22 protein-coding genes are annotated in these 25,314 nt (G+C 72.8%); 5 read left to right on the forward strand and 17 right to left on the reverse strand.

Annotated features, from left to right (window positions below; all coding sequences use genetic code 11):
• Window positions 1–129 precede the first annotated feature (129 nt).
• A complete protein-coding gene (locus ABZ951_RS29120; protein ID WP_344095251.1) occupies window positions 130–483 on the reverse strand; it encodes a hypothetical protein in 354 nt (117 codons plus the stop codon).
• A gap of 351 nt (window positions 484–834) precedes the next feature.
• On the opposite strand from ABZ951_RS29120, the gene ABZ951_RS29125 reads away from it, so the two are divergent.
• Complete coding sequence (locus tag ABZ951_RS29125) at window positions 835–1,923, forward strand: NlpC/P60 family protein (protein WP_344095253.1); 1,089 nt, start codon at window positions 835–837, stop codon at window positions 1,921–1,923.
• Between the two features lie 177 nt (window positions 1,924–2,100).
• Here ABZ951_RS29125 and ABZ951_RS29130 read toward each other — a convergent pair whose 3' ends face one another.
• The 4 genes from ABZ951_RS29130 to ABZ951_RS29145 all read right to left on the reverse strand — a co-directional run bounded on the left by ABZ951_RS29130 (window position 2,101) and on the right by ABZ951_RS29145 (window position 7,078).
• Window positions 2,101–3,216 (reverse strand): alpha/beta hydrolase-fold protein, encoded by a 1,116-nt coding sequence (locus ABZ951_RS29130; protein WP_344095254.1) that lies wholly within the window; start codon window positions 3,214–3,216, stop codon window positions 2,101–2,103.
• A 111-nt stretch (window positions 3,217–3,327) separates the two neighbouring features.
• Window positions 3,328–4,011 carry a response regulator transcription factor gene (locus ABZ951_RS29135; RefSeq protein WP_344095256.1) on the reverse strand — a complete coding sequence of 228 codons (684 nt, stop codon included), beginning with the start codon at window positions 4,009–4,011 and terminating at the stop codon, window positions 3,328–3,330.
• On the reverse strand, window positions 4,008–5,318 hold the full coding sequence (locus tag ABZ951_RS29140; protein WP_344095258.1) for a PspC domain-containing protein: 1,311 nt from the start codon (window positions 5,316–5,318) through the stop codon (window positions 4,008–4,010). Before ABZ951_RS29140 ends, ABZ951_RS29135 begins: the two co-directional genes overlap by 4 nt.
• A gap of 143 nt (window positions 5,319–5,461) precedes the next feature.
• Window positions 5,462–7,078 (reverse strand): serine/threonine-protein kinase, encoded by a 1,617-nt coding sequence (locus ABZ951_RS29145; protein ID WP_344095260.1) that lies wholly within the window; start codon window positions 7,076–7,078, stop codon window positions 5,462–5,464.
• Window positions 7,079–7,212: 134 nt separating this feature from the next.
• Between ABZ951_RS29145 and ABZ951_RS29150 the strand changes: the two genes are divergently transcribed.
• Both ABZ951_RS29150 and ABZ951_RS29155 read left to right on the forward strand, forming a co-directional pair.
• On the forward strand, window positions 7,213–8,571 hold the full coding sequence (locus ABZ951_RS29150; RefSeq protein ID WP_361281078.1) for a PspC domain-containing protein: 1,359 nt from the start codon (window positions 7,213–7,215) through the stop codon (window positions 8,569–8,571).
• Window positions 8,558–8,794, forward strand: coding sequence for a hypothetical protein (locus ABZ951_RS29155; RefSeq protein ID WP_344095264.1), 237 nt, complete (start codon window positions 8,558–8,560; stop codon window positions 8,792–8,794). The genes ABZ951_RS29150 and ABZ951_RS29155 overlap by 14 nt, the downstream gene beginning before the upstream one ends.
• 581 nt (window positions 8,795–9,375) lie before the next feature.
• Here ABZ951_RS29155 and ABZ951_RS29160 read toward each other — a convergent pair.
• From ABZ951_RS29160 to guaA, 5 genes are all read right to left on the reverse strand, one after another.
• On the reverse strand, window positions 9,376–9,930 hold the full coding sequence (locus tag ABZ951_RS29160; protein ID WP_344095266.1) for a DoxX family protein: 555 nt from the start codon (window positions 9,928–9,930) through the stop codon (window positions 9,376–9,378).
• A gap of 122 nt (window positions 9,931–10,052) precedes the next feature.
• The gene (locus ABZ951_RS29165) at window positions 10,053–11,075 is read right to left on the reverse strand and encodes a L,D-transpeptidase (protein WP_344095268.1); all 1,023 of its coding nucleotides are present in this window, start codon (window positions 11,073–11,075) and stop codon (window positions 10,053–10,055) included.
• Window positions 11,076–11,255: 180 nt separating this feature from the next.
• Entirely contained in the window at window positions 11,256–12,131 is an 876-nt protein-coding gene (locus ABZ951_RS29170; RefSeq protein WP_344095279.1) for a class II aldolase/adducin family protein, read from the reverse strand.
• The gene (locus ABZ951_RS29175; RefSeq protein WP_344095269.1) at window positions 12,128–12,745 is read right to left on the reverse strand and encodes a Uma2 family endonuclease; all 618 of its coding nucleotides are present in this window, start codon (window positions 12,743–12,745) and stop codon (window positions 12,128–12,130) included. The genes ABZ951_RS29170 and ABZ951_RS29175 overlap by 4 nt, the downstream gene beginning before the upstream one ends.
• 126 nt (window positions 12,746–12,871) lie before the next feature.
• Window positions 12,872–14,470, reverse strand: coding sequence for a glutamine-hydrolyzing GMP synthase (gene guaA, locus ABZ951_RS29180; RefSeq protein WP_344095270.1), 1,599 nt, complete (start codon window positions 14,468–14,470; stop codon window positions 12,872–12,874).
• 178 nt (window positions 14,471–14,648) lie between these two features.
• On the opposite strand from guaA, the gene ABZ951_RS29185 reads away from it, so the two are divergent.
• Window positions 14,649–15,008, forward strand: a complete 360-nt coding sequence (locus ABZ951_RS29185) for a chorismate mutase (protein WP_344095272.1) — start codon at window positions 14,649–14,651, stop codon at window positions 15,006–15,008.
• A gap of 605 nt (window positions 15,009–15,613) precedes the next feature.
• On the opposite strand, the gene ABZ951_RS29190 is transcribed toward ABZ951_RS29185, so the two are convergent.
• The 5 genes from ABZ951_RS29190 to ABZ951_RS29210 form a co-directional block, all read right to left on the reverse strand.
• A complete protein-coding gene (locus ABZ951_RS29190; protein ID WP_344095275.1) occupies window positions 15,614–17,422 on the reverse strand; it encodes a GMC family oxidoreductase in 1,809 nt (602 codons plus the stop codon).
• Between the two features lie 14 nt (window positions 17,423–17,436).
• On the reverse strand, window positions 17,437–19,056 hold the full coding sequence (locus ABZ951_RS29195) for a succinic semialdehyde dehydrogenase (protein ID WP_344095277.1): 1,620 nt from the start codon (window positions 19,054–19,056) through the stop codon (window positions 17,437–17,439).
• A 74-nt stretch (window positions 19,057–19,130) separates the two neighbouring features.
• On the reverse strand, window positions 19,131–20,840 hold the full coding sequence (locus tag ABZ951_RS29200) for a serine/threonine-protein kinase (protein ID WP_361281086.1): 1,710 nt from the start codon (window positions 20,838–20,840) through the stop codon (window positions 19,131–19,133).
• Window positions 20,841–20,904: 64 nt separating this feature from the next.
• Window positions 20,905–22,443, reverse strand: a complete 1,539-nt coding sequence (locus tag ABZ951_RS29205) for a serine/threonine-protein kinase (RefSeq protein ID WP_344098121.1) — start codon at window positions 22,441–22,443, stop codon at window positions 20,905–20,907.
• Window positions 22,444–22,544: 101 nt separating this feature from the next.
• Complete coding sequence (locus ABZ951_RS29210) at window positions 22,545–23,462, reverse strand: MerR family transcriptional regulator (RefSeq protein ID WP_344098122.1); 918 nt, start codon at window positions 23,460–23,462, stop codon at window positions 22,545–22,547.
• 98 nt (window positions 23,463–23,560) lie between these two features.
• Between ABZ951_RS29210 and ABZ951_RS29215 the strand changes: the two genes are divergently transcribed.
• Window positions 23,561–24,355 (forward strand): alpha/beta fold hydrolase, encoded by a 795-nt coding sequence (locus ABZ951_RS29215; protein ID WP_344098123.1) that lies wholly within the window; start codon window positions 23,561–23,563, stop codon window positions 24,353–24,355.
• A gap of 45 nt (window positions 24,356–24,400) precedes the next feature.
• Here ABZ951_RS29215 and ABZ951_RS29220 read toward each other — a convergent pair whose 3' ends face one another.
• Window positions 24,401–24,667 (reverse strand): DUF6255 family natural product biosynthesis protein, encoded by a 267-nt coding sequence (locus ABZ951_RS29220; RefSeq protein ID WP_361281090.1) that lies wholly within the window; start codon window positions 24,665–24,667, stop codon window positions 24,401–24,403.
• Entirely contained in the window at window positions 24,664–25,005 is a 342-nt protein-coding gene (locus ABZ951_RS29225) for a hypothetical protein (RefSeq protein WP_344098124.1), read from the reverse strand. Before ABZ951_RS29225 ends, ABZ951_RS29220 begins: the two co-directional genes overlap by 4 nt.
• Window positions 25,006–25,314: the final 309 nt, after the last annotated feature.

Consider the following 25,314-nt stretch of genomic DNA (forward strand, 5'->3'; position numbering starts at 1 on the left):
GCTCACGCGGGAAGGTGTGCCCGCACGGAAGCTGCGGGTGGACTGGGCCTCCCACTCGCCGCAGGTCGAGGCGGTCCGCGCCGACCACGATGTGCCCGCAGGTCAGGCGCCCGGCTTCCAGCGGAGCGCTCAGGTCCACAGGACGGCGACGAAGACGTTCGCCACCGTCAGGGCGCCGACGGTGCCGAAGGCGGCCGCCTCCACCTTCTCGTCGTCCCGCTTCACGTAGACCAGCCCGAGGATCACGATCAGCAGGGCCAGCTTCACGCCGATCTTGACGGTGTTCACGCTGTTGCCGTCGGCCTGGTTCAGACCCACCAGCGCCACACCGGTGACCAGCATGGTCAGCGCGCCGTGGAGCATCGCCGGGACCATGCGCGCCTCGCCCTTGCCCATGGCCTTCATCTGGGTCATGAACCCGCCGAGGAGGGCGGCGATGCCGATGATGTGGAGGCCGACGACGGCGTGAATCAGTACGTCCATGGGGGCGACCCTAGCGGGGGCCATAGCACCCGTCGGCACCGAGGTAGGGCTCTATCGTCTCTTCGGTCACAGGCGGGACATATCCATCCGTACAGGCCGGAGCCGCACGATCACCAGGTGACGCTCCCCAGCCGATTTCGGCCAGTACCGGTCATGCGCGTTACCGGGGGACCGCGCGGTTTAGCGTCCCTCTGCAGACGGCGGCGGTCCGGGCTCTCCCCCCTCATGGCGGGCCGCCGCCGGCGACCCGCCGCGGGGGCTCGCAACGGCACCCGTGGCGCACCCGAAGCAGTGGCACACCCCTGCACGACCCTGCCCGACCAGCAGGTGCGGAAGGAAGTGACGGCCGACGTGGCAACGCACCGGAAGCCCAAGCAGCACCCCCTCGCCGCCGGCACCGCGCGGACCGCGGTCACCCTGGCCCTGGCGGGGGCCGCCTCCGCCGCCGCCCTCGACGGCACGGCGCTCGCCGCACCGCACCCCACCCCCTCCCAGCTGAGGGCGCAGGTCGACCAGCACTACCGCGAGGCCGAGGTGGCCGCCGAGCGGTACAACGGCGCGAAGGAGAAGGCGGACCGCGCCGAGGCCGCGCTCGACGGGCTGCGGGACCAGGCGGCCCGCAAGACGGAGCGGCTCAACGCCGCCCGCAGCGCCCTGGGGTCCTACGCCGCCGCTCAGTACCGGGACGGCGGCGTCCCGGCCGGCATGCAACTGCTGCTGTCCTCCTCGCCGGAGCAGTACCTGGAGCGGGCGGCGCTGACCGACCGGGCCGGCACCCGCCGGGCGCTGGCCGTCACCCGGGTCCGGCACGAGCTGCGGGACGTGCGGCAGGTCCGCACCACGGCGGACTCCCGCCTCGCCGAGCTCAAGCGCGAGCAGGACGCCCTCGCCCGGCAGAAGCGCACCGTCGAGGCGAAGCTGGCCAAGGCGCAGGAGCTGCTGGACCAGCTGCCGGACGAGAGCCGCGCCGCGGTGGCCCGCGGGGAGAGCGCGAGTTCCGCCGGTACGGGCGCCCGGTCGGCCCCGGCCGTCACGACCGCCGCCGTGCGGACCCCGGGCCCGGCAACGCCCGGCGGCGCGCAGGCCCCCACGGCGCGGGCTGCCCGGGCGGTGGCCTTCGCGTACTCCGCGCTCGGCAAGCCCTACATCTGGGGGGCGACGGGTCCGGCCGGATTCGACTGCTCCGGGCTGACGCAGGCGGCCTGGAAGGCGGCCGGGGTCTCGCTGCCGCGGACGACGTACACCCAGATCAACGCGGGACAGCGGATCCCCCGGAGCCGGCTCGCCCCGGGGGATCTGGTGTTCTTCTACTCCGGTGTCAGCCATGTCGGCCTCTACGTGGGCGGCGGGCGCATGATCCACGCCCCGCACCCCGGGGCGCCGGTGCGGATCGCCCCCATCGACCAGATGCCTTTCGCCGGGGCGTCCCGGCCCGCCTGAGCGGCCCGCCGCATCCGCGGGTGCACCACCGCTGCGCGGCGGTGTCCTCAATCTCCCCCAGTTACCGCTGGGAGGTGCCCCAGCGGTAACTGGGGGCGGTAGCCGGGGGAGCTTGAGGACGCGCCCTCAGGGCGCCCGCCGCCGCAGGCGGCAACGGCAAACCCGCAGCCGAAGCCCCTAGTGGGTGACCTGCTGGGTCAGCCAGCGGAAGACCTCCGGTACCTGCCGCTTCCACACCGCCGTGCCATGGCCGCCCGCCCCCGCCGGGACCATGGTGACGTGCACGGTCGTGGGGGCCTTGGCCGCCTGCTTGAGCGCCACTCCGCCCTGGTAGCCGTCGCCTTCCGCGCCGGAGACGAACAGTGCCGTCCGGGGCGGGGTCTGTGCCCGCTGGAGCATCTTCAGGGGGTTGTTCGCGTCGCGCAGCTCGGGGGACTTGGCGGTCAGGGACGAGGGCTCGCCGGCGGGGTCGTTGTAGCCGGAGAGGCTGACGCCGGCCCGGTAGCGGTCGGGGTGGGCGACGGCCAGCTTGGCAGCGCAGTGCGCGCCCGCCGAGTACCCCGCGACGGCCCAGCCGTCGGCCTTGTCCTGCGCGCGGAAGTTGTCGGTGACCATCTTGCGGACGTCGACGCTCAGCCAGGTGTCGGCGTTGACCTTGCCGGGGATGTTGGCGCAGCCGGTGTCCACGTCGCCGAGGAGGGTGGTGCGGGGCGCGACGACGATGAACGGGGCGACCTCGCCCTTCTCCATCATCGGCTTGAGCTGCCGGCCCACGTCGAGGGTGCCGAACCACGCCTTCGCCGAGCCGGGGAAGCCGGGCAGCACCTCGACCACCGGGAACTTCTTGTCCCGGTACGCCGGGTCGTCGTACTGCGGGGGCAGCCAGATGTAGACCTCGCCCTCCACGCCCGATATGCGGCCCTTGAGCTGGGTCTGCTGCACCCCGGGGCCCATGCGCTTGTCGGAGGCGGGCGTGAACTTCTGGAGCACCTTCGGCTGCTCGTCGGCGTTCTTGCCACCGGTGCCGTCCGGCCCGAGGTCGGCGGCCGTCCTCACGTGGTCGCCGGTGCCGAGCAGGTCGTCCCAGTTGTCGAAGAGGGCGTTGGAGTTGTTGACGATCACGAAGACCATCGTGACGGCCGTCACCTGGGCGAACAGCAGCATGAGGAAGCGGGCCGCCAGCCGGACGAGCCTGGGGCCGCCGATCCTGCTCCACAGCGCCAGGGGCAGCACGAGGGCCACCACGACCAGCGCGATCGTGGTGAGGAAGAACGGGGTTCCCGTCAGGCTCATCGGGCTCTCGTTTCGGGTCTTTCGGTCCGGCGTACGGACCCGGCCCTGCGTGAGTGAGAGCCTCTTACCCCCTGGAGAGGGCCAGGGGGCCGGACAGGTTCCGCTCCGGGGTCAGACCAGCCGGCGGGCCGTCGCCCACCGGGTCAGCTCGTGGCGGTTGGAGAGCTGGAGCTTGCGGAGCACGGCCGAGACGTGGGACTCCACCGTCTTGACCGAGATGAACAGCTGCTTGGCGATCTCCTTGTAGGCGTAGCCCCGGGCGATCAGGCGCAGCACCTCGCGCTCGCGCTGGGTGAGGCGGTCGAGGTCCTCGTCGACGGGCGGGGCGTCGGTGGAGGCGAAGGCGTCGAGGACGAAGCCGGCCAGCCGCGGGGAGAAGACCGCGTCGCCGTCCTTGACGCGGAAGACGGCGTCGATCAGGTCGGCACCGGTGATGGTCTTGGTGACGTAGCCGCGGGCGCCGCCGCGGATGACACCGATGACGTCCTCGGCGGCGTCCGAGACGGACAGCGCGAGGAAGCGGACCGGGTGCTCCGGGTCGCCCATGAGGGGGGCGCAGCGGCGCAGCACCTCCACCCCGCCGCCGCCGGGCAGGTGGACGTCGAGGAGGACGACCTCGGGGCGGGTCGCGGTGATGACGGTGACGGCCTGGTCGACGTCGGCGGCCTCGCCGACGACCTCGACGCCCGTGCGGTCGGTGGCCCCGATCTCCGCCTGCACTCCGGTCCGGAACATCCGGTGGTCGTCCACCAGCACGACCCGTGCGTGGCGCTCCATGGTCTCTTCGGTCGTCATGACGCGTTCTCCGCCCTCTCCATTTCCAGCTCCACTTCGGTTCCCCCACCGGGCACGGAGCGCAGTCTCGCCGTGCCGCCGTTGCGCTGCATCCTGCCGATGATGGATTCGCGGACGCCCATGCGGTCGTCCGGCACCGCGTCCAGATCGAAGCCCGGGCCGCGGTCGCGTACGGAGAGGAAGACCATGCGCCCCTCGACCTCGGCGAAGACCTGGACGGCGCCGCCCTCGCCACCGTACTTGGCGGCGTTGACCATGGCTTCACGCGCGGCCTGCATCTGTGCGGCCAGCCGTTCGTCCAGCGGGCAGTCGCCGACGACGACGACCTCGATGGGCACCCCGTGGTGGTCCTCGACCTCGGCGGCGGTGGCCTTGACGGCCTCGGCGAGGGTGGTGGGCTCCTCGGCCTCGTCCTTGCCACGGCCCTCGGGGCGGTAGAGCCAGGCGCGCAGCTCCCGCTCCTGGGCGCGGGCGAGGCGGGCGACCTCGCGGGGGTCATCGGCGTTGCGCTGGATGAGGGTGAGGGTGTGCAGGACGGAGTCGTGGACGTGGGCGGCGACCTCGGCCCGCTCCTGGGCCCGGATGCGCATGGTGCGCTCGGCGGAGAGGTCCTGCGTCATCCGCACGAGGGAGGGGCCCGCCAGGAGCGCTATGCCGACGAGGACCGCCAGCGACGCCTGGAGGACCGTGCCCAGGTGCTCCGCCGAACCCTGGAGGACGACGATGCCGGTGACGCCGACGCCGGCGAGGGCGACGCCCGCCGCGCCGCGCGCGAGGGGCAGGACGCGCTTGCGGCGGCTGACTTCCATCCAGTGGGCGCGGCGGGCGTTGTCGGCCTGCCGCCACACCAGGGCGACCCCGGCGCCGACGAGCAGCAGCGGCCAGATGTAGGCGTTGGCCCGGCCGAGGTGGAGGTTGTCGACGAAGACCGCGGCGCCGATGACGAGCGCGAGGAGGGCGAAGACCTGGCCCCGGTCGGGCTTGCGGGCGAAGAGGCGCCGCCGGCCGTCGGGGGAGGTCTCCGCGGCGGCGGGGCGTGGGGCGTCGACGCCGCCGACGCCGAGCGGCACGACGAACCAGAACACCGCGTACAGCACGGCGCCGAGGCCCTGGGTCAGCAGCAGGGCCAGGAACGCCAGGCGCACCCAGGAGACCGGGACGCCCAGGTGGCCCGCGAGCCCGCGTGCGACGCCGCCCAGCATCCGCCCGTCGGCACTGCGGTAGAGCTTGCGCAGCGGGGGGCTCTCGGGGTCGGGTGGCGCGAAGGAGCCCCCGGCGCGGGGCTGCGTCGGCGATGCGCTGGTCATGCTCCGATCGTCACACACCGCAACCATCGGGGGTATCAGGGTCGTCCCTGACCGAACCCGGGGAAGTACGGGGGACGCTGCGGGCATGACTCAGGGTGACGGTGGGAAGACCCGCGGCGGCAGGGTCGCGCGGCGGGCGCCCGTCACCGCGGCTTGGGCCGGAAGCCGTCCCTGACCACGTCGAAGACGGGCCGGTGGTGGTCCCAGTCGGCCTTGGGCGCCGAGAGGTAGATGGCGTATTCCTTGCCGCCCTCGTTCCCGAACCCCAGGTCGATGGCCCGGTAGTCGCGGGCGCGGCCCTTGAACGTGAATTCCCAGATCGCCGCGGGCTGTCCCCGGAAGGTGGTCCGCTGCATCCGTTCCTGCTTGTAGCCCTGGTTCTCCGCCTTGGTCTGTCGCTCGACGTCCTTCCAGTGCTGGAGGTGGTCGCGGCTCGCGAAGTCCAGGACGTTGATCTTCAGGCCGACGAGTCCGGAGCCGTCGATGTAGTCGACCTGGACGGCCGACTTCTCCTTGCGGGTCCAGCCGTCGGGCACGGGGAAGGAGACCCCGAGCTTCTTCTCGTCCACCAGGTGGTAGCCGAGCGGCACGGCCTGCGGCACGGAGGGCGCGGTGGAGACGGGCTTCTCCTCGGCTCCGGCGGGGCGCCGGCCGGTGTCCTTCCCGGCGGTCGCCTCCTCGTCGGGTCCGCCGTCGCCCAGGAAGAAGAAGGCGCCGCCCGCGAGCCCGGCGACGGCGACCACGGCCACCGCGGACCACAGGGCCACCTGCCGCCGGCGCCCGCGGCCCGGCGGCCTCGCGCCCGCCGCGCCCACCGCGCCCGGTTGCGGTTCCGGAGCCGGCGCGGGGCGGGCGGCGGGGGTGGGCGCGGGGCGGGGCCGGGGCACGGCGTGGGGGGCCGTCGCCGCCTCGGCCGCCGGCTCGCGCAGGATCTGCTCGACGAGCTCGGCCGGTGGCCGCAGCTCGGCGTCCTTGGCGAGCAGCGTCTCGACCAGCTTGGTGAGGGGACCCGCGGCGCGCGGCGGCTCCAGCGGGTCCATGGCTATCGCGTAGGCCGTCTCGACCGGGGTGTCCTTGCGGAAGGGCGGGTTCCCCTCCAGCGCCTCGTAGAGGGTGGCGCCGAGCGCCCACAGGTCGGAGGCGGGGCCGGGCTTGGCGCCCTTGACCCGCTCGGGCGCGATGTAGTCGATCGAGCCGACCATTTCGCCGGTCTTGGTCAGCGTCGAGGTGCCGGAGGACCGGGCGATGCCGAAGTCGGTGAGGACGACCCGCCCGTCGTCGCCGAGGAGGACGTTGCCGGGCTTGACGTCGCGGTGCAGCACCCCGGCCGCGTGGGCCGCGCGGAGTGCGGCGATCATGCCGCGGCCGATGCGGGCGGCCTCCTCGGGGGTGACGGTGCCGTCCTTGAGGACGTCGCCGAGCGTCGTCGAGGGCACGTACTCCATGACGATGCAGGGCAGTCCGCGGTCCTCGACCACGTCGTGCACGACGACGACGTTGGGGTGGTTGATGCGGGCGGCGCTGCGGGCCTCGCGCCGGGTCCGCTCGTAGAGCGTGGCGAGCTCTTCCTCGTCCAGATAAGGGGAGACGCGCAGCTGCTTGAGGGCGACCTGCCGCCCGAGCAGCTCGTCCTCGGCGCGCCACACGGTGCCCATGCCACCGCGGCCCACCTGGGCGAGGAGCCGGTACCGCCCGGCGACCAGCCGACCCTGGTCCGGCTGCGGCTCTCTCTCCGCGGACCCGGACACTGACTCAGTCACCGTGCACCCCTCCGGTTTCCCCTCGTAAGTGATCGATGCGCCACGATATCGGCACCGTCTCAGGGGCGATCTCAGGGAACGGCCAGGGTTGTCAGGTGTGCCGTGAGCCCGTTCCGGTTGACACCATGTCCTGTATGACCGACACACCCACCACCGAGGACGCGCAACCGGCGGGCGCGGTTCACGGTAATTCACCGGCCGGCCGGCCGGTGCTGCGGCGCAGCCGGGAGCACAAGAGGGTGGCCGGGGTGTGCGGGGGCCTGGGCCGGTGCTTCGATCTGGACCCGGTGATCTTCCGCGTGGTGCTCGGCGTGCTGTCGGTGACCGGCGGCCTGGGGCTGATCGTCTACGGCTTCGCGTGGCTCCTGATCCCGTTGGAGGGCGAGGAGGAGAACGAGGGCCGCCGGATGCTGTCCGGGCGGGTGGAAGGTCCGGCGCTGACGGCGGTGTTGTGCGCGCTGGTGGGCTGCGGGCTGTTCCTGTCGATGCTGAACAACAGCTCGGTGATGTCCTTCGCGCTGCTGCTGACGTTCGCCGTGGCCGGTGCCACGTACTGGTCGCGCCACCGCCACCAGGTCGCGGACGAGGAGGACACGCCCGGCGAGGGCCAGGAGGGGAAGGGGAGCAAGGCCGGCAAGGGGGGCCACCGGAGCGGTCACAAGAGCGGCCAGAAGACGGTGGAGGCTCCCCCGGAGACCACGGCGCCGCCGGCCCCGGGCGGCCCGTCCTGGTGGCGCGACCCGATCGTCAAGGACGGCACGACGGGCCCCATGGGTGCGGCGACGGGCTACCTGTGGGGCCCGGACGACGGACCGGCCGCCGGGGCGGCCGGCGCCCCCGCGCGCTCGCGCCCGGCCCGAGGGGGACGGCCGCTGGGCGGCTGGACGTTCCTGGTGGCGGCCGTGGTCTTCGCGCTGGGCACCGGGCTGGCCTGGCATCACCAGCCGCTGGGCACCTGCCTGATGATCGGTCTGGCGGGTGCGCTGAGTGTGTTCGGCCTCGGGATCGCGGTCAGCTCCCTGTACGGGCGTACGGGCGGGGGGACGGTCGTCGCGGCGGTGCTGACGGGCCTGCTGCTCGCGGGGGCCGCGGCGTTGCCGAAGACGGTGTCGACCGAGTGGAGGCGGACGACGTGGTACCCGGCCGCCGCGGCCGAGGTCCGGCCCGAGTACACCGTGGGCAGCGGGGTGGGCGTGCTGGATCTGCGCCGGCTGCGCTGGCCGGAGGACGGCCCGGTCCGCACCCGGGCGGAGGTCGGGGCGGGGCAGCTCAGGTTGCTGGTGCCCGCGGACATCACGGTGAAGCTGACGGCCGATGTCGGCATCGGTGACATCCGGCTGCCCGGCGAGGCCCACGACGATGTGGACGTCGGCCCGGGACAGAAGCAGGTCACCACGCTCGAACCCCGCGCCGGGCAGCCGTCGCGCGGCACGCTGGAGATCCGGCTGAGGGCCGGCATCGGTCAGGTGGAGGTGTCCCGTGAGGCGGCATGAGTTCGAACCGGGCAAGCTCGTCGTCGGGCTGGTGCTGCTGGCGTGCGGGGGTGCCTACCTGGCGGCGGCGCACGGCTCGTGGCACTTCCCGGCGTTCGTACTGCTGCCGGTGCTGGGGGCCGGCTTCTGCGTGGCCGGGCTGGTCTCCTCCCTCGCGCTCGTGGTGCGCCGCCATCGGGCGCGCGGCGGCGACCGGACGCCGGCCGACGGTCCCCGGCCCTGAGGCCGGCGGCGCCCACCGGGTTCCGGCGGAGCCGGCCCCGACCGGGCCTCGACCCGGCACGCACACGGGCCTGCGGCCCGCCGACACCCCGGCCCGGCCTACCGGAGGCCGTTAGCCCGGGGGCCCGCACTCGGCCCGCCTGGGGCCCGCCCCGATCTCCGGAACCGACCCCGGCCCGCAGGGCCTGCGGCCCACCGGCACCCCGGCCCCCGACCCGGCCCACTGGAGCCCGGGACCTGCACACGGCCCGCCTGACCCACCTCCGCAGCACGCCCCGGCCCGGCCCGACCCGGCCCGCAGCAGCTTGCGGCCATCCGACACCCCCGGCCCACCGAGGCCCGGGGCCCACACGCGGCCCGCCTGGGCCACCTCCGCGGCCCGGCCTCGGCCCACCGGAGCCTCCGGCCCGCACGCGCCGCACCGCGGACGGTGGCCGACTGACCCGAGCTCCCCCGGCCCGCACTCGCCGCACCCCGGACGGCCGTCGTCCGATCCGAGCTCCCCCGGCCCGCACGCACCCGCAGTGGCTCGGCCGCGCGGCCATCGACCGCGCATGAACCCATGCCGGCTGCCACCAGCCGTCAGCCGAACCGCCTGCCGCCCCGCCCACTCCGCCCCCGCCCTCGCGGCCCGCGCCCGCGTCCCCGGCGCCTGCGGGACCACCGCGCGTCCACCGACAGCACCGGCGCGCCCGCGAGGACGAGCGGCAGCCAGGCCATCAAGTAGGCGAGGTCGTTGCCGTAGTAGTACGGCGTGGCCGACCAGCTGACCGTGAGCCACAGGCTCAGGGAGATCAGCGCGCCCCCGGCCGCCGCGACCCGCGCGAGCACGCCGAGGAGGGTGCCTATGCCCACCGCGACCTCGCCGATGCCTATCGCGTACCCGAAGCCGACCGGGCTCTCCAGCGCCAGGTCGACCAGGCCGGGGACGGCGCTGGAGTCGCGCACCGAGCGCATCAGCTCGCCCAGGGAGCCCGGCCCGGTGCTCGCCAGGAACGCGGAGTCCGTGAGCTTGTCGAGCCCCGCGTAGAGGAAGGTGATGCCGAGGAAGACGCGCAGGGGAAGCAGCGCGTACCGGGCGAGCGCGGCCCGCCGCCCCTCACGGCCCGCCGTTTCCCCACGACCCAGGAGTGTCATACCGTCCGCCGCCTCTCCGCCGCTGTCGTCACCCGACCATACGGACGGGAAGCAGCCCGCGCTCAGCCCTGTGGACGACCACGCGTCTGTGGATAACCCCGTCACCCGGCGGAGTGGGAGTCTCAGCCGGTGCGGACGCCCAGCGCGCTCCCCTCCAGCCACTCCTGCCAGCTGAGGTTCCAGTCGCCGTAGCCGTTGCCGAAGCGGTCCATCGGCTTCGGCTTGGTGCCGCCGGTGACCTGCACGACGTCGCCCTTGCTGCTCAGCCCGTACAGCCACTTGGCGTCCGCGGTGGACATGCCGATGCAGCCGTGGCTGACGTTCTCCTTGCCGAAGGACTCGGCGTTGTCGGGCGCCGCGTGCACGTACTCGCCGCTGATGGTCTCGCGCATGCTGAAGTCGTACGAGCCGTAGAAGCCGTCGGGGTGGTTGCGCGGGATGCCGATGGAGAGCGAGTCCATGACGACCCGGCCCTCCTTGGCGAGGATGGTCTTGATGCCCTCGCGGGTGCCGAACCCCTTCGACTCGTCGCCGCCGCTGATCTCGATGGTGCGCAGGGTCTTGCCGTTGCGCGCGACGGTCATCTTGCGCGTCTTGAGGTCCACCGTATTGATCATGGAGTCGCCGATGGTGAAGGAGACCGTCCGGTCGCCGGCCGCGGCCGTGCCGTCGGCGAGCTGCACGCCGGCCAGGCGCGCGTCGAGGGTCACCTTGGTGCCGGCGGGCCAGTACTTCTCGGGCCGGAAGTGGACGCGGGTGTCGCCCTTGGTCTCGTTCCAGTGCCAGGCCCCGGGAACCTTCGGTGAGGTGGAGACCTTCAGCCGGCCCTCGATCCCGGCCCGCAGCTCCTTGCCGACCTTCTGCTGCTTGAAGACCAGGGCGATGGGCTGGCCGACGCCCACCTTCTCGCCGCCCGCCGGGGCTATCTCGGGCCGGACGACCTTGGCGGCACCGGTCAGCATCCGGGCGGGCGGGGCCGGCTTCTCGGTGACGGGGGCGGCCGGCGCGGATGGCGGCGCGGATGTCGCGGGGGCCTTCGCGGCGGGCCGCTCCCCGGCCTCGGCGCCTCCGCCGCATCCGGCGACGGCCAGGCCGGTCAGGGCCAGGGCGGCGGACAGCCCGAGGCAACGGGAGAGGCGGCGCATGGTTCTCCTACCGGTGTTTCCTTCGCGCGGTCTGCGCCGCGCGGCTCTTCCGGACACGACAAATGCCGAGGCGGCGATGCCTCGGCACCCGTCCATCCTAGGCGGCGGGTCGGCGGCCTCAGGAGGCCCGGAAGGACGATCCGCCCCCGCCGAGCGGCGGGGGTGCGGCCCGGCCGGGCCCTACGTCAGCAGGTCCGGCTCGCTCCGCGTGATCTGCTGGTACAGCGGCTGGTAGTTGATCCACGCCACGAGGTCGTTGCCGAGCTGCTCGCGGGTGTGCTCGGCGCCGGCGGCGGCGATGGGCACCGGTTTGCCGGCGGCCTTGGCCGCGAGCTGCACCTGGCAGGAGCGCTCCATGGTGATGAACCACCACGCGGCCGCGTCCACCGAGTCCCCGACGGTCAGCAGTCCGTGGTTGCGCAGGATCACGGCCTTGTGCGGCCCGAGCGCGGTGGCTATGCGGCGCCCCTCCTCCTCGTCCACGACGACGCCCGTGTAGTCGTCGAAGAGGGCGTGGTCCTGGTAGAAGGCGCACACGTCCTGGGTGATGGGCTCCAGCAGCTCGCCTAGCGCGGACAGGGCCCGCCCGTAGGTGGAGTGGCTGTGCGCGGCGGCGACGACCTCGGGCCGGGCCCGGTGGACCTGCGAGTGGATCGCGAACGCCGCCTGGTTGACGTGGTGGCGCCCCTGGACGACCTGCCCCTGGTGATTGACGAGGATCAGGTCGGAGACGGTGATGTGCTTGAAAGACATCCCGAACGGGTTGACCCAGAAGTGGTCCGTGAACTCGGGGTCCCGGGCGGTGATGTGGCCCGCGACCCCTTCCTCGAACCCGAACCGCCCGAACAGCCGCAGCGCGGCGGCCAGCCGCTCCTTGCGGTACTGCCGCTCGTCGTCGGTGCTCTCGTGCCGGGGCGGCATGGCGAAGTGAAGTTGTTCGGTGGGTATGGGCTCCGGCGGGGTCGGCTGGGGCATGGCGGTCTCCTCGGGCTGTTCCGTGGTTACGCCACGGAAGCTACCGCCGGGTACCGCGGGGGAACAGGGGTTCGGAGTCAGTTGCCCGGTGCGGGGGGCCGGCGCCGGTTGATCGCGGTGAGGTCGATGAAGATGGGGAAGGGATGGTCCACCTCCAGCGTGTCCTTATGCACACCGGTCGGCGCGTAGGACCGTGTCGCCGGGTCGAGCTCGTACGTGTAGACGACGGGGAGGCCATCGCTCTGCTCTACGCGCCAGAAGTACTGCACACCGGCCGCCGCATACTTGCGCGGCTTGACCTCGCGGTCTCGCGTGAGGGAGTCCTCGGAGACGACCTCGATCGCCAGGATGACGTCCTCCGGCTTGAGCCAGGTCTCGTTCGGCCCCGTGTCCGCCCCAGCCGGCACCACCAGTACGTCCGGCTCCGGCCGGTTCCCCTTGTCCAGCCTGATGGTGAACTCTCGAAATACATCAAGATCCTCGGGTGCCTGCGTCAGGAGAGAGTTTTCCAGCAAGCGCATGGTTCGCATATGAAACTTGGTCTGCGGACTCATGAAAACGAGGCTCCCGTCGATCAGCTCAGTGCGCCTCGGCAAGTTCGGAAGCCGGTCGAGGTCTTCAGCCGTCCAGCCTCCTCGCGGGGGGACCGGATAGTTGTACTGCTCATCCAGCTCGAACTCGGGTGCGGCGCTCATGATTGCTCCCATACGACGGAGTCTCGCCTGTGTCGCCAGCGTACCCACCGCAAACGCCCGTGCCGCCACTCAAACAAGCGAGTGGCGGCACGGGCGTTCGACTTCCGCGGAGGACCTAGCGGCAGGTCACTCCCACTCGATCGTCCCCGGCGGCTTGCTGGTGACGTCGAGGACCACGCGGTTGACGTCCTTGACCTCGTTGGTGATGCGGGTCGAGATCTTCGCGAGCACGTCGTACGGCATCCGCGTCCAGTCCGCCGTCATGGCGTCCTCGGAGGACACCGGGCGCAGCACGATCGGGTGGCCGTAGGTGCGGCCGTCGCCCTGGACGCCGACGCTGCGGACGTCCGCGAGCAGGACGACCGGGCACTGCCAGATCTCGCGGTCCAGGCCGGCGGCCGAGAGCTCCTCGCGGGCGATGGCGTCGGCCTCGCGCAGCAGGTCCAGGCGCTCCTTGGTGACCTCGCCGACGATGCGGATGCCGAGGCCCGGGCCGGGGAAGGGCTGGCGCTGGACGATCTCGTCCGGCAGGCCCAGCTCGGCGCCGACCATGCGGACCTCGTCCTTGAAGAGCTGGCGGAGCGGCTCGACGAGCTCGAACTCCAGGTCCTCGGGGAGGCCGCCCACGTTGTGGTGGGACTTGATGTTCGCCGTGCCGGTGCCGCCGCCGGACTCGACGACGTCGGGGTAGAGCGTGCCCTGGACGAGGAACGCGACGTCCTCGCCCTCGGCGCCGGCCTCGGCCACGATCTCGGCCTGGGCCTGCTCGAAGACGCGGATGAACTCCCGGCCGATGATCTTGCGCTTGGTCTCCGGGTCGGAGACGCCGGCGAGCGCGTTCAGGAAGCGCTCCTGGGCGTCCACGACCTTCAGCTGCACGCCGGTCGCGGCGACGAAGTCCTTCTCGACCTGCTCGGTCTCGCCCTTGCGCATCAGGCCGTGGTCGACGTAGACGCAGGTGAGCTGGTCGCCGATGGCCTTCTGGACGAGGGCGGCGGCGACGGCGGAGTCCACGCCGCCGGAGAGGCCGCAGATGGCGCGCTTGGTGCCGACCTGCGCACGGATCGAGGCGACCTGCTCCTCGATGACGTTGCCGGTGGTCCAGGTGGGCTCGATGCCCGCGCCGCGGTAGAGGAAGTGCTCCAGGACCTGCTGGCCGTGGGTGGAGTGCAGCACCTCGGGGTGGTACTGGACGCCGTAGAGCTTCTTCTCGTCGTTCTCGAAGGCGGCGACCGGGACGACGTCCGTGGACGCGGTGACGGCGAAGCCCTCGGGCGCGGCGGAGCAGGCGTCGCCGTGCGACATCCACACCGACTGCTCGGCCGGGGTGCCCTCGAAGAGGGTGGAGCTCGCCTTGGTGACGGACAGCGGGGTGCGGCCGTACTCACGGGCACCGTTGTCGTCGACGGTGCCGCCGAGGGTGGTGGCCATCAGCTGGAAGCCGTAGCACATGCCGAAGACGGGGACACCGGCTTCGAAGAGGGAGCGGTCGAGGCTCGGGGCCCCTTCCGCGTAGACCGACGAGGGACCGCCGGAGAGGATGATCGCCTTGGGGTTCTTCGCGAGCATCTCCGCCACCGGCATGGTGGAGGGGACGATCTCGCTGTAGACCCGCGCCTCGCGGACGCGACGGGCGATGAGCTGGGCGTACTGCGCACCGAAGTCGACAACGAGGACGGGGTCCGCGGTGTTGTCGTGGGCGGCAGCTGGGGACGCTGATGGCACTTCGGCGGCCTTCCGGCGGGTGAAACGGGGGTTGGACTTTCCATTCTAACGGGCTCATACTGAGCCCCATGTTTGAGCAGCTCAGCTACGTCTTTACCTATGGCACCGGCCCGTCCGGCTGCCATGGTCGTGCTGCTTGAGCAGGTAACCAAGCGACTTCCCAGGCGCCCCGGGCCGATTGCGGCCCGGGGCGTCCTGCGTTTTCCGGGTCCGTCGACCGCGGGGCACGACACCCCCAGGAGATACGGACATGAGCACCCAGACTGTCGCGGAGACCGGCGCCCGTACGGAGCGGGCGGCCGATGTGATCACCGACGCGCGCGGGCGGATCGACGACCTCGACGGCCGGATCATCGGCCTCGTGCAGGAGCGGATGGCGGTCTCGGCGGTGATCCAGCGCGAGCGGATCGCCTCCGGCGGGCGCCGGGTGAACCTCTCTCGCGAGATGGAGGTCCTCGGCCACTTCAGCGATCAGCTCGGCAAGCCGGGCACGGCCCTCGCGATGACCCTGCTGGAGCTGTGCCGGGGTCGCATCTGAGTTCGGTCACCGGCGGGGTCCCCGCGTCACCCGTACGGCGCGTGACCGGCTCGCGACCGGCTTCGTTGGACCCGGTGCCGCACCAGCCAGGGGCGGCGCACCGGAGTTCCACGCGCGGCTTCCGCCCCTTGTTCGCCGGGCGCCCGCGGACGGGGCGGATCCGTCGGAGTGCGAGACGTACGAGCCCGTACGTCGTGGGACCTCACTCCGGCGGTACGGCGACCGGTCAGCAGGGGACAGCAGCCCGGCCGCCACCCTAAGGACGGTCGGTTCCGGGGACGCCTGGAACCGACCGTATCCGGTCGAAACGGTTGCGCCGGGCCCGGCGCATCCCGCACGATGCAGAGGGCAGCCCGATTCCCCGTCCGGTACCGCCATTGGTCCACACCAGTGCCCTCGCACGACCCCTCTCAGCCCGCGGCGCTCCCCCCGGCGCCGCTCCGCGGCACCGACCCTGCCCTGCCCTCGGTGCCGGCAGTCAAGGGCCCCGAGGCCGCCCGCAGCCCCCGCGGAGCCGGCCCGGGGCCCTTCGCCGTGCCGGGCCTGTGCGGACCGGACCGGCGCGGGCCCCGTCGGGTAAGGACCGCTCTTCTGGAGCGCGGGTCTTACCCTTCGGCCGGGCGGGCCGGAGGGGCCGGGCGGGCCGGTACCCGCGGCACCGGCAGGAACGGCAGCCGCAGGGCCGCGAAGGCGTCCTTGGGCACCACCGGGTGGCGGGGTTCGACCGCGGCCACGCGCGCGTACGCGCTGCCCTGGGCCGGGCGCGGGTCGGCTTCGCCCTTGTTGGGCCAGAACGCCATGGCGCGCTCCGCCTGGGCCGTGATGGTCAGCGAGGGGTTGACGCCGAGGTTCGCCGAGACGGCGGCTCCGTCGACGACCGAGATCCCCGGGTGCCCGTACAGCCGGTGGTAGGGGTCGATGACGCCCTGGGAGGCGTCGGAGCCGATGGGGCAGCCGCCGATGAAGTGGGCGGTGAGCGGGGTGCCCATCAGTTCGCCGACGTTGCTGCCGGCGAAGCCGTTGATCTCCTCGGCGATCAGTGTCGCCGCCCGGGTGGCCGCCGGGATCTGTTCGGGGTTGGGCGTGCCGTGTCCCTGCCGTGCGGTCAGCAGCCCCTTGCCGGGGCGCTGCTGCCGCCGGTACGTGGTCAGGGAGTTGTCCAGCGACTGCATGACGAGCCCGATGATCGTCCGCTCGGACCAGCGGTAGTTGGACAGCGACCACAGCAGGAGCAGCGGGTGCCGTGCGCAGCGCGCGGCGTACGCGGCGGTGCGGTAGGCGCGTGACCCGAGGGGGATCTGGAGGACGGACAGGGCGCCCATCGCGTTGGAGCCCTTGCCGTAGCGGACGGGTTCGATGTGGGTGTCCGCGTCGGGGTGGACGGAGGAGGTGATGGCGACGCCGCGGGTGAAGTCGGGGTCCGTGCCGTGGACTTCGCGGTAGCGGCGGTCCTTCGTCTGGGCGCCGACCAATGCCTCGGAGTTGGTCCGGGTGAGCCTGCCGAGGTGGTCCGGGATGCGGGGCAGCAGGCCCTTGTCCTTCATGGTGTGCAGCAGGGTCTGTGTGCCGTAGGTGCCGGCCGCGATGACGACCCGCTCCGCGCGCAGCACGCGGGGCGCGGCCTTGCGGCGCTGGTCGGTGGGGACGGTCACGACGCGGTAGCCGCCGTCGCGGTGTTCGGTGACGGCGACGACGGTGGTCATGGGGTGGACGACGGCACCGGCCCGTTCGGCGAGATGGAGGTAGTTCTCGTTGAGGGTGTTCTTCGCGCCGTGCCGGCAGCCGGTCATGCATTCGCCGCACTCGGTGCACGCCCTGCGGGCGGGCCCCGCGCCGCCGAAGTAGGGGTCGGCGACCTCGTCGCCCGGGCGGGCGGTGGCGGTGCCGTCGGCGTCCTTCCCGTCACCGAAGAACACGCCGACCGGTGCCATGTGGAAGGTGTCGCCGACGCCCATTTTCTCGGCGGCGGCTTTGAGGTGGACGTCGGAGGGCGTCATGGTGGGGTTGAGCCGTACGCCCAGCATGCGCCGCGCCTGGTCGTAGTAGGGCTTCAGCTCTTCCTGCCAGTCGGTGATGTGCGCCCACTGGGGGTCGTCGAAGAACGGCTTCGGCGGTACGTAGAGGGTGTTGGCGTAGTTCAGCGACCCGCCGCCGACACCGGCGCCCGCGAGGACCATGACCTTGCCGAGCAGGTGGATGCGCTGGATGCCGTAGAGCCCGAGGGCGGGCGCCCACAGGTAGTTGCGCAGGTCCCAGGAGTTCCTGGGGAGGGTGTCGCGGGTGAAGCGTCGGCCTGCCTCCAGCACGCCGACGCGGTACCCCTTCTCGGTCAGGCGCAGGGCGGTGACCGCCCCGCCGAAGCCGGAGCCGACGACGAGCACGTCGTAGTCGGCCGCGGGTGCCGGTTCTGCCACCAGGTCCTCCAGGGTCAGCGCAGGTGCAGTGCCTTCATCACGCGCAGGCCGCGGGTCATCAGCGCTGCGTACTTCTCGTCGGTGAGGCCGAACGCCGGGGCGAGCGGCATGATCCGCTGGTGGGCGACGGTCTGGGCCTCGGTGTACTTGAGGATGCCCTCGGAGCCGTGGCGGCGGCCGAGCCCGGAGTCGCCCATGCCGCCCATGGGCGCCCCGGCGCTGCCGTAGGCCGCCGCGAACGCCTCGTTGACGTTGACGGTGCCCGCACGCAGCCGTGCGGCGATCTCGCGGCCCCGGCGCCCGTCCTTGGTCCAGACGGCCGCGTTGAGGCCGTAGGGGGTGGCGTTGGCGAGAGCGACGGCCTCGTCCTCGTCGCGGAAGCGGTAGACGGAGACGAGCGGTCCGAAGGTCTCCTCGGTGCACACGGCCATGGGCGGCTCGACGCCGTCGAGGATGGTCGGCTCGTAGAACAGCGGCCCGATGTCGGGCCGCGGCCGGCCGCCCGCGAGGACGGTGGCGCCCTTGGCGACGGCTTCGTCGACGTGCCGGGTCATGATGTCCAGCTGCTGCGCGGAGGCGAGGGAGCCCATGTCGGCGCCGTAGGCGAGGCCCGTGCCGAGCCGGAGGGCCTTGGTGCGGGTGGCGAAGCGCAGCAGGAACTCGTCGGCTATCGCCTCGTGGACGTACAGCCGCTCGATGGCGATGCACAGCTGGCCCGCGGAGGAGAAGCAGCCGCGGACGGCGCCCGCGGCGGCCTTCTCGATGTCGGCGTCGCGCAGGACCAGCATGGCGTTCTTGCCGCCGAGTTCGAGGGAGCAGCCGATGAGCCGGGTGGCGGCGGAGCGGGCGACCTCGCGGCCGGTGCGGGTGGAGCCGGTGAAGGAGACGTAGTCGGCGTGGTCGACGACGGCGGGGCCGACGACCGGGCCCTCCCCGATGACGATCTGCCAGACCTCCTCCGGAAGCCCCGCCTCGATGAGGAGTTCGCGTGCCAGCAGGGCGGTGAGGGCGGTCTCGGTGTCGGGCTTCGTCACGACGGCGTTGCCCGCGACGAAGGCGGGCAGGGCGTCGCCGACGGACAGCTCGAAGGGGTAGTTCCAGGGGGATATCTGGCCGACGACTCCGCGCGGCTGACGGGCCTCGGTGACCTTGGTGAGGACGGGTATGACGCCGGTGTGCGCTCTGGGCCGCAGGTATGCCGGGCCCTTGCGCCCGTAGTGCCGCGCCGCGACGGCGACGGCCTGCAGCTCCTCGTGGGCGTGCAGGCGGGCCTTGCCGGTCTCCAGCTGGATCAGGTCGAGTATCTCGGACTGCCGGTCGAGGACGAGGTCGTGGAAGCGCAGGAGGACTGCCGCGCGTTCGGCCAGGGGAACGGCGGCCCAGGGGCGTTGCGCCACGCGCGCGCGGGCGAAGGCGGTGGCCACGTCCTGCGGGGTGGCTTCGGGGAGTTCCGCCAGCTTCCGGCCGGTGAAGGGCGTGTGGTTGGCGGTGACGTCCGCCCCGCTGACGCCCCGGGTGAGGCGGGTGACGAGGGCGGGGGTGACCACGTCGTCCGCGGTGCGGGCGCCGGCCGGGGTCACGGGGTTTCCGTCGATCACTGCTGCCGCTGATGCGCTGTGTCGCGAGTCCGTCATGCGGCGAGCGTATGCGGGGCCGTCCGCTTTGGGTACCCGTCAGTAACCGAATTCCGCCGGGTACCCGTGGGGCCTCAGTGGTCCTGGAGCTTCAGGTACTTGAGGACGGTGGTGAAGAGTTCGTCGCCGTCCTTGCGGGCCTCGCCCTTCTCGGGCATCCGCACTTCCAGGTGCCAGGAGACGTTCTCGGCGCTGTTGACGATGACCTTGGAGCGGATGACCCTCCTGGGGTCGTCGGTGTCGCTCCCGGACTTGCGGTAGACGGTGTCGACCTCCGCCGAGTCCTTGCCCTCGAAGGCCGTGCCCTTGCGCTTCTTCGATACGGGGTCGTTGATCCCCGGCACGCCCAGGGGGCCCTTGTAGGAGGCGATCAGCTTGTCGGCCTCGGCGTCGGCCGTTCCGATGCCGGGCTTCTTCTCCGACGAGCCGGGCTTGGGCTCTTCCGACGCCCGTGTCAGGTAGATGCTGAACACGCCGCTCGGGTCGCTGAAGCCGACCCATCCCTTGTCGGCGTCCAGGGTCTTGACGTAGTCCTCGGGCACCGCCAGCGACGCCCGGACGATCTCGGGTTCCTCGCGCACCTTCCAGTGCAGCGGGACCGCCGGGCCGACGGCGAACGGGTTGGCGATGAGGAGGACCGCGGCGGCGGCCACGGCGACCACCCCGCCGCCGAGCCCCCACTGGGCCTTGCGGTTGCCGTGGAGGACGGGCGGCACCCAGCGGCTGCCGGTGGGCGCAGCGGGCGCGGGCCCGTAGCCGGCGCCGAACGCGGCCGGCGGCGGCGCCGGGTGGGCCACGGCCTCCAGGACCCGGCGGACCTCGGCCGCCGGCGGGCGGGCCGCCGGGTCCTTGCGGAGCAGCTGCATGACGAGCGCGCCCAGGGCGCCCGAGCCGCGCGTGAGGGCCTGGGGTTCGGCGGTGAGGATCGCCTGGAGGGTGGCGGGGGTGTGGGAGCGGCGGAACGGCGACAGGCCCTCCACGGCCGCGTACAGCACGACGCCCAGCGCCCACAGGTCCGACTCCGGGCCCGGCCGCCGGCCCAGCACGCGCTCGGGGGCGACGTACTCGGGCGAGCCGACGAACGCGCCGGTCTCCGTCAGCCCCTGCTCGCCCTCGATGCGGGCTATGCCGAAGTCGGTGAGGACGACGCGCTCGTCACCGCCGAGGAGCACGTTGTCCGGCTTCACGTCGCGGTGCAGGACGCCCGCCGCGTGGGCGGCGGACAGCGCGCCGAGGACGGCCAGCCCGATGCGGGCGGCCTCGCGGGGGTCCAGGGTGCCTTCGGCGAGGCGGTCGCCGAGGGAATGGCCGCGCACCAGCTCCATGACGATCCACGGGCGCCCGTCCTCGACGACGACGTCGTGGACGGTAACGACGGACGGGTGGTCGATCCGGGCGGCGGCGCGCGCCTCGCGCTGCATGCGCTGGTAGACGGTCTGCCGTTGGTGTTCGGGCACGTGGTCGGGGACGCGGGGTTCCTTGATGGCCACGTCGCGGTCGACGACCTCGTCGCGGGCCTTCCAGACGGTGCCCATGCCGCCGTGCCCGAGGCGGGACACCAGGCGGTAGCGACCGCCGACGAGCCGGCCCGTGCCAGGGTCCTGGGTGGCGGCGTACTGCGTCGGCGCGTAGGTGCCGTTCATCCCGTTCGCACCTTGTGCCACGTGGGGCGCGGGCGCCACGGAGGCGGGCACAGGAGCGGGCACAGGGGCGGAATGCGTGGCGCCCGGTGGCTGGATCTCATAGCTGGTGGGCTCGTTCGCACGTCCCCCGTCGTTCGTCATGTTCCCATCATTACCAAGGTGGGCGCCCCCGGCGCACCTCGGGACGCCCGGCCGCCCGCGCTGGTCAAGGGCTCGAAACCGGCCGGATCCGTACGAAGGTGTCGAGGGCGGTCCGGACGTGGCGCAGGACCTCGTCCGCCCTGTTCACCGGCCCCGAAACCCATAGTTCGTACCGCTTGCCCCCTTCGTCCCAGCAGCTGTCGTAGAGGCGCTGCGGCCCGCCTTTGCCGATGCCGTCCCAGGTGAACTCCCAGGAGGCTGCCGGGCGTCCGTTGCGCGTCGTCTGTTCGATGGTGGCGTTCCGGTACCCCGGGTACCGCTCGGGGGCCTGGGCGGCGGAGCCGCGCAGGGCGGCGGCCGGGCCGTCCTCCTGGGGGTCCTGGATGAGGACGCCGAGGCGGAATTCCCGGCCCGGCGCGTAGTAGAAGACCCGCGGGGGTTCGAAGGACCGGACGAAGCCCTGGGGGACGGCGAGGGCGAAACCGGCCGGATCCTGGACGCCCTGGTAGCCGGCGGGCGCGTCGACCTTTGCGCTGACGGGGGGCGCGGGGAGGGACGACGACCAGACGCCGGGCCCGTTGGTCGGCCGCGCCGGCGCGCCGGGTTCCTCCTGCCCGTTCGACACCAGTACGGCGAGTCCGGCGCCCATGCCGGCCAACGCCACCACCGCGACGGCCGCCATCAGAGCTGCCCGGGCCCTGCCGCGGTGACCGTAGGGCTCGTACAGGTCCGACGCACGTTCTGCCGAGCCCTGGCGGGCGGGGGTGCGCCCGGAGGCCAGATAGGCCCGCAGCAGCCGTTCCGCTTCGTCGATGCCCATCCGCCGCCCGGGGTCGCGCTCCAGCAGGCCCCGCACGACCGGCAGCAGCGGGCCCGCCGCCACGGGTGGCCGGATCTCGTCCTGGACGACGGCGGCGAGGATGCCGCCCAGGGAGTCGCGGTGGAACAGCGATTCGCCACTGAGCGCCGCGCACAGCAGGGCGCCCAGGGACCACAGGTCGGACGCCGGGCCCGTCCGGCCGCCCGACATCCGCTCGGGCGCGGTGAACTCCGGTGAGCCCACGAACGCCCCCGCCTCCGTGATCGTCGTCGCCCCCGACACCTGGGCGATGCCGAAGTCCGTCAGGACCACGCGGCCGGTGCCCGCTTCCAGCAGGACGTTCGGCGGTTTGATGTCGCGGTGCAGCACGCCGCGGGCGTGCGCGGCGCGCAGCGCCCCCAGGAGCGCGAGACCGATTCTGGCCGCCTCTCCCGGCCCGACCGGCCCGTCGGCCACCAGAATGTCCGACAGGGCCCGCCCGTCGATCAGCTCCATGACGATCCAGGGCCGCCCGTCCTGTTCGACGATGTCATGGAGAGCCACCACATTGGGGTGGTTGATGAGGGCGGCCGCTCTGGCCTCGCGTAACGTGCGTTCGATCTGTGCGGAGGTGGCGGGCCCGGCAGCGGGGCCGCCTTCCAAGTTGACCTCTTTGACGGCGACTTCACGGGCCAGCAGTTCATCGGTGGCACGCCAGACGGTACCCATGCCACCGCGCCCGATCCGCGCCCTCAGACGGTAACGACCGGCGATCAGACCATCGTGCGCAGCGAAGGTCCCCATGAACCAATCTTGCCCCACCTCCCCCCGCCCCACCGCGTCCGTACCGGCCGCTTCCGGCTCGCACGGCTATCGGCCTCCCCCCGGTGCGGAGTTCGAGGCACTCAGTCGGTCCCGGCGTCCAGGGCGGTGCGCAGCCAGGTGTCGGCGGCACCGATGGTCGGCACCGGCGGCCCGTCCGGCGGGGAGATCAGTTCGGCGGTGAGCTGCCAGTACTGGTCGATGTAGGGGTCGGCGGCCAGCCTGCCGCTGAGGGCGCGGCGGAACGCCGGGGTGTCCCGCGCGCCGCACGCGTCGGCATGCGCGGCGACGAACCGGTCGAGCGCCTCGCCCTGGTGCGGTGCCCGCCGGGCGACCAGTTCCACCGACGCCAGGGCGACGGCCTCGTTGAGGCCGGCGTAGAGCACGGCCGGGCGATAACCCTGCTCCGGCCGGTGCGCCGCGGGCTGACAGTGCGCGCCGCCGAGGCACGCGCCGGTGGTGAAAGCGTGCAGCCGGGCGAAGGCCAGCACCTGCGCCGGCGTCGGGTCCGGCGGGGGCTGCGGCACCGCCTGTTCGACGATCGCCGAGACGAGGCCGGACGGGAGCCGCGGAGGCAGCCAGCGCCGCCAGAAGCGGGCCAGGGCGGCCGTGCTGGGCGGCGTCGTCACCGCCCCGATGAGACGCAGCCGCTCGGCGCGTTCCTCCGCAGTGCAGCCCTGGAGGAGCTGGAGGGCCGCTTCCCGCCACCGCAGGGCCGCCAGCTGCGACCCGACTTCCCGGAGCTGCCCCGCGATGACGTCCTCCAGCGCGTCCTCCCCGTCGAGGACCCGGCTCACCTCCGGCACCGGCAGGTCGAGCGTCCGCAGCGAGCGGATCAGTCGGAGCCGGTCGATCGCCTCGGGCCCGTACCGGCGGTGCCCGCCGCCGCTGCGGCCTGCCTCCGGCAGCAGGCCGCGGTCGGAGTAGAACCGCACGGTCTTGACGGTGACACCCGCGTGCTCGGCGAGCTCTCCGATGCTCCACAGGGCATCCGCGACCACGGCTTGAACCTCCCTCAGGGGGAGTTCTTACCGTACCGGCACGCGGGAACGGCCCGGATGGCCGGTCCCGCCGGACCACCGTGTGCGAGGAGGACTCCATGACGACGTTCGTGCTGGTACCGGGCCCCTATGCCGGAAGCTGGGTCTGGGACGAGGTAACCACCCACCTGCGCGCCTCCGGGGCCGAGGTACACACCACGACCCTCACCGGCTTCGGCGACCGCCGCCATCTGGCGGGGCCCGGGGTGGATCTGGACGCTCACATCGAGGACCTGGTGCAGGTCCTCGACCAGCTCGCCGCCCCCGACGTCGTCCTCGTCGGCCACTGCTACAGCATCCACCCCGTCCTGGGCGCCGCCGACCGGCGCCCCGAGCGGATCGCCCGGCTGGTCTTCATCGACGGGGCCATGCCGCAGGACGGCCACTCGGCGCTCGACGGTCTCCCCGACCACCTCCGCGAGGGCCTCCAGCAGCGCATCGACGCCGCCGAGGACGGCTGGCGCCTCACCCCGCCGCCGCTCGCCGAGTGGCAGAACTGGGGCAGCGTCGACGGCATCCCCGCCGACGCCATGGAGCGCCTCGCCCGCCTTGCCGCTCCGCAGTCCGTGGCCACGCTCACTCAGCCGATCCGGCTGACCGGCGCGGCCGAGGGGCTCCCCCTGACCGGTGTCTTCTGCACCGGCAACGGCATGACCATCGCCATGGCCGAGGCCGCGGTGGCCTCCGGGGCACCGCACTTCCAGCCGCTCGTCTCCCCCCAAGTGAGCTTCTTCCAGCTCGACACCGGCCACTGGCCGATGCTTTCCGCCCCTGACGAGCTGGCCGCTGTACTACTGCGCGCGGTTGCCGGAGAGGGCCACCGGGTGGGGGTCGGGGCGGCCGTACCGGCGTAGCCGGTCGCAGGCGGGGGCGGGGTGGGGCGGGGCGGTGTACGGGGGTCACCGCCCCGCCGACGCGCCGCCCCCACGCACCCCGAGGCCCCACCAGGTCGCCCGGCGGGCGATCTGTGAAATCCAGTGCGCGGCCGCACGGTCGGCCCAGTAAGTACTGCGCGCGGACGGGGTGACGACTTGGGGCATCTCCTGCGGCCTGAGGGCGCCGTAATCGGTGAACCGGACGACTCCGCATGTTCGACACCGGGCCTCCCCCGGTCTCCGTGCCCAGCCGGACAGGTGGCGGCACTCCCCCGCCACGACGGCGCTCATACCGGGCCGCCCGGCAGCGTGTGCGCCATCCGCCAGTGGCTGCGCTGCGCGACGAGGGCGTCGCCCGCCTTGTCCGCGTCGTCGCCCTTGGCGGCCTCCCGCTGCGCGGCGCTCAGCTCCGCGCACTCGGCGCAGCCGAAGAGCGGCCGCAGGGCGGGCCACAATCCCGCCACCTCGCGCTCTTCCCTGGTCGCCAGCCGCAGCACGGCGAACGGCACCTCCCACTCCAGCCCGCCGCCGGGTCGCCGCAGCTGGACTCGCTGCCCTGCGCTTCCGACCACTTGCGCGATCTGTCCCTCACGCGTGTCGACTACGAACGCGCCGTTTCGGTACGTCATCGTTCCCGTCTCTCCCAAGGCCGACCGTTCACCAGCCCGTCAAACAATCCACCCATACATTGTTAGGGGCAAGTTGCTCTTCACCTTTTAGCTCTAGTGAGTGAACCGCGCTGGCCGGAGGCAGAGTTGTGGTCTGTAGAGTCGCTGGCCAGAGGAGGTGGTTCGCATGTCCGGTGCAACACCCACGCTGATGCGCAGGCGGCTCGGGGCGATCCTTACTGGTCATTTCAGAATGCGCCCGGTGGATGGTCTTGGCAGGCGGGCTCGGTGGCGGCAGAGTTGTGCGGGTGTCGGATGACCTTGTGCCTG

The organism is Streptomyces sp. NPDC046215, from assembly GCF_040646215.1.
GTDB classification, from domain to species: Bacteria; Actinomycetota; Actinomycetes; order Streptomycetales; family Streptomycetaceae; genus Streptomyces; species Streptomyces stramineus.

Coding starts and splice junctions, on each gene's coding strand:
- ABZ951_RS29200 (WP_361281086.1), bottom strand. CDS start 20,840: ATGACGAACGACGGGGGACGTGCGAACGAGCCCACCAGCTATGAGATC.
- ABZ951_RS29130 (WP_344095254.1), bottom strand. CDS start 3,216: ATGAGCCTGACGGGAACCCCGTTCTTCCTCACCACGATCGCGCTGGTC.
- ABZ951_RS29160 (WP_344095266.1), bottom strand. CDS start 9,930: ATGACACTCCTGGGTCGTGGGGAAACGGCGGGCCGTGAGGGGCGGCGG.
- ABZ951_RS29195 (WP_344095277.1), bottom strand. CDS start 19,056: ATGACGGACTCGCGACACAGCGCATCAGCGGCAGCAGTGATCGACGGA.
- ABZ951_RS29135 (WP_344095256.1), bottom strand. CDS start 4,011: ATGACGACCGAAGAGACCATGGAGCGCCACGCACGGGTCGTGCTGGTG.
- ABZ951_RS29150 (WP_361281078.1), top strand. CDS start 7,213: ATGACCGACACACCCACCACCGAGGACGCGCAACCGGCGGGCGCGGTT.
- ABZ951_RS29220 (WP_361281090.1), bottom strand. CDS start 24,667: ATGAGCGCCGTCGTGGCGGGGGAGTGCCGCCACCTGTCCGGCTGGGCA.
- ABZ951_RS29215 (WP_344098123.1), top strand. CDS start 23,561: ATGACGACGTTCGTGCTGGTACCGGGCCCCTATGCCGGAAGCTGGGTC.
- ABZ951_RS29140 (WP_344095258.1), bottom strand. CDS start 5,318: ATGACCAGCGCATCGCCGACGCAGCCCCGCGCCGGGGGCTCCTTCGCG.
- ABZ951_RS29175 (WP_344095269.1), bottom strand. CDS start 12,745: ATGAGCGCCGCACCCGAGTTCGAGCTGGATGAGCAGTACAACTATCCG.
- ABZ951_RS29120 (WP_344095251.1), bottom strand. CDS start 483: ATGGACGTACTGATTCACGCCGTCGTCGGCCTCCACATCATCGGCATC.
- ABZ951_RS29165 (WP_344095268.1), bottom strand. CDS start 11,075: ATGCGCCGCCTCTCCCGTTGCCTCGGGCTGTCCGCCGCCCTGGCCCTG.
- ABZ951_RS29205 (WP_344098121.1), bottom strand. CDS start 22,443: ATGGGGACCTTCGCTGCGCACGATGGTCTGATCGCCGGTCGTTACCGT.
- ABZ951_RS29225 (WP_344098124.1), bottom strand. CDS start 25,005: ATGACGTACCGAAACGGCGCGTTCGTAGTCGACACGCGTGAGGGACAG.